General features: G+C 41.9%; 1 protein-coding gene. It reads right to left on the minus strand.

The window, feature by feature from the left end; genetic code table 11:
- Positions 1-89 precede the first annotated feature (89 nt).
- Complete coding sequence (ltrA, locus tag GSY63_RS00065; protein ID WP_166583812.1) at positions 90-1766, minus strand: group II intron reverse transcriptase/maturase; 1677 nt, start codon at positions 1764-1766, stop codon at positions 90-92.
- Positions 1767-2360 lie beyond the last annotated feature (594 nt).

Raw genomic sequence — 2360 nt, forward strand, 5'->3', positions numbered from 1 at the left:
AAAAGGATTAAACTCAGCCGTAGAGTCGCCTCTACGGCTGGTCTTCAGAACCGTGCATGAAAGTTTCCCTTCACACGGCTCCTCGTACGTTAATCATTTATATGAAGCAAGCTGTCTTTCCTCGTTTTGGTGACATGACAATAAGCGTGCAATAATTGCACATTAGCCCATATATCTTTTCCTCCCAAATGCAAAGGAATAATATGGTCGGTATCCATATCATCGCCTAATGTAAACTGTAATTTGCATATGGAACATCGACCTTTCTGTTTCCTCAAAAGCATGGCTTTCCTGTTTGATAACGTAGGGTATCGACCAAGCCTTGCGCCCCAATAAGACCAGTCTCCATCATATGGTGAGCGGTTCTCTTTAACTTTGACATGTCTGATGATTGGAGTTTCACTATAGAGCCTAAGAGGCTTCCCTTTACGAGCAGCAAATGTCCAACGACCGGTTTCCAATCGCCAGTACTTGCGGTTTACCCAAGTTTGGGTCTTATTCGGGTGTCTTCGATTCGCCCATCGCCTCAAAGATTGAAACAACTTGTGTGACATATTACTAAACACCCTCTTTGATACAACTGTCGAATGAAATTTACTCCATCCCCTTATGACAGGATTTAGTTGTTCTATCAGGCGTTCTTGTTCTATTGTACGATTGCGGCGTACAATGTTTTGTATGGCTTTATGTTGTTTCTTTTGAGACTTTTTCGATGGCCTAATGAAGGTTTTGAAGCCGAGAGGCTTTCCATAGTTGTTTTTTCCTGTATGCGTTTTGCCAACATTGTATTGGCCAATGTGCATACCTAAAAAGTCGAACCCCCGGTTGCCATGTTCATCTTGTAGTAAGGTGTGTGCAATTCTCGTCTTTTCCTCTTTCAGGTTTAAATCAATATCTGCAAGCCATAATTCTATAGCTGCCTTACAATGATTTATAACCGCGAGATCTTTATGAAAGACTAAGAAGTCATCAGCATATCTAATTAGTATTGGGCCGCCACGAACAGGGAATTTCTCTTTAACGATTTGTTCCATGCCGTGTAATGCAATGTTAGCCAGCAACGGAGAAATTATGCCGCCTTGCGGCGTGCCTTGTTCAGTCTGATTAAATACATCATCCTCTAACGCCCCGGCTTTTAACCAAGCCCTAATCAATCTTCTTAGGCTGCGAATGGTATTTAACTTTGTTAACAGTTTTTCATGACTGATTCTATCAAAGCATTTCTCGATATCGGCATCTAATACATATTTAGGCTTACTTTTGATTGATAAAAAGATTGCTTCAATAGCATCATGGACTGAGCGACCAGGCCTAAACCCATAACTATTGGGTTCAAACCTCGCTTCCCATTCGGGTTCAAGGGCTAATTTAACCAATGCCTGTGCAGCACGGTCTTTCATAACGGGTATGCCCAAAGGGCGTTTTTCATCGCTGTTTGGTTTCGGAATCCATATTCGGCGCGTTGGTTTAACCTTTGCTTCCAATAAGTCTTGGTTGCTAAGTTTCATTCGCTGCACCGGCGTTAGTTTTCTTACACCATCAACACCCGCTGTTTTCTTGCCTTGATTGTCCTGTGTTACTTTCCTAACCGCCAATAGCTTGGCGGCATTAGATTTCAATAACAGTTTTTGTAGTTTGCGCATAGATATTATATCTCCGCGCATGCTTGCCTGATAAATCCGTTTTTGCAGCTTGAAAACATTACGCTGAACCTTCGTCCAGTTAATTGTGTTCCATTCATACATCGGTCGTATTGCCGTGTTCATCGTCTTAAGTTGCTACTTACTAAATCTATCATTAACGTCGTGGGTACGTCTGCCTATCCTTTGGCTTTCCCAAAGGCATTTGCTTTTTACCCAATCTCTTCTTATTAAGGCATAAGGATGGCTTCCCTCTGCTACAGCAGAGCCTTAATAAGATTACCTTGTTCCGATTATCTGTATGGTCTTAATTGACTAAGGGTTAGCGTCCTATTCTTCACCGGATTACAATTGTTTGAACGATTGATGGACGACATAACCATCAATCCTGTAATCGTTCCCATTTTGGGCAAGCCTTACAACCGTAGTTGAATAATCTGAGTAGGCTTGTTGACAGTGACGATGATTCAAACATAGGTTCGTTGCCTACGCATACCTCTACACTCGCAAAGGATTGAGTGTCAGATTCCACTCGTACTTGCTTTCTTCCCTGCTGCACCTATACAGTTGCCACCTGTATAAATGAGGAAAGTGTTTTCATCTGTTCAAATAGATGGAATGGTGTTCCCATTCACCAGATAATCAGTTATTACAAAGAACATTTTTGTAATGTCCGCTTACTTTACTCACGGACAACAAGTCACACATGCCGCTGCAATC

Origin of the sequence: Mucilaginibacter agri (assembly GCF_009928685.1) — a bacterium.
Lineage (GTDB): Bacteria > Bacteroidota > Bacteroidia > Sphingobacteriales > Sphingobacteriaceae > Mucilaginibacter > Mucilaginibacter agri.

What these genes read in the sequence shown, in the direction of transcription:
- ltrA (WP_166583812.1), bottom strand. Translation starts at nt 1,766, where the DNA reads ATGAACACGGCAATACGACCGATGTATGAATGGAACACAATTAACTGG.